Raw genomic sequence first — 967 nt, 5'->3', positions numbered from 1 at the left:
GGGATATGCGTCGTGATGGTCTTGCCGCCGCTGCCGGTGTGCATGGGCACGAGGCCGAGGAACGCGGCGAACTGCCTTCCCGACGAATACACCTGCGGTTCCGACAGGAGCACACACATGTACGCCATCGTGATGATGCCGACGCCCGGCACGGTCAAGAGATTGGCTGCGTGCTTGGTTTTCTTCGCAAGGGCGGCGATGTTCGACGAAATCGTCTTGATTCGCTCGGCCCGCTTGCGGATGCCGTCCACGACCAGGCGCAGCTCTTCGATGACCGCTTGAGCCGCATCGCCTTCAAGGCTGTTGACGCAGTTGCCGACCTCATCGAGAAACCTCTCCGTTGAGCGCGGCATGATCTGCCCGTATTCGGCGAGTAGACCTCGCACGTGATTGATGTCGCCGGTTTGCAGCTTCACCAAGCGCGTTCTAAGCGTCAGCAGCGTGTCGATGTCACGTTCGGTATCGTTCTTCACGGGCACGCATCGCGTGCCCTGCTGCAGAGCGTGATAGATGCCCTCGGCGTCGGCCCTGTCGCTCTTGTTATGAGAGACGAAGGGCTTGACGAGCTTGGGATCCATCAGCTTGACCGTGTGCCCGAGGGCGGTGAGCTTGCGGGCCCAGTACTGGGAACTGCCGCACGCTTCCATGCCGATTTTGCACGCGGGAACGTTCGTGAAGTGCTCGAGCAACCTGTCTCGCTTGATCTTCTCATTCGAGACGATGCCGGTCTTGGTATCGCAGCTGTAGACCTGAAATACGCTCTTCGCAATGTCGATGCCAACGATGGTCTGAAAGTCAGTAGAATTCGGCATGAGGGCCTCCTTTTAAATGTTGTGCAAGAACATTTTGGTACGTAGATGCCGTAAAGACCGAAGGTCTCAAGGAGGCCCTCTTCCCTACTGTGACGGCTGCATAGCCCGTCCACGCCTGCGGCGGAACGAGTCGCCGTCTCCACATCGTTGCACCA

The 967-nt window shown here is 58.7% G+C and carries 1 protein-coding gene; it reads right to left on the bottom strand.

The genetic code is table 11. The features are described from left to right. Positions 1–812, bottom strand: an 812-nt coding sequence (locus H6A60_RS11770) for an IS110 family RNA-guided transposase (RefSeq protein ID WP_205104851.1), incomplete at its 3' end; no start/stop codon positions are given. Positions 813–967: the final 155 nt, after the last annotated feature.

This window comes from Sutterella massiliensis (assembly GCF_016899755.1).
GTDB classification, from domain to species: domain Bacteria; phylum Pseudomonadota; class Gammaproteobacteria; order Burkholderiales; family Burkholderiaceae_F; genus Sutterella; species Sutterella massiliensis.
This window is presented reverse-complemented; position numbering and strand designations above follow the sequence as displayed.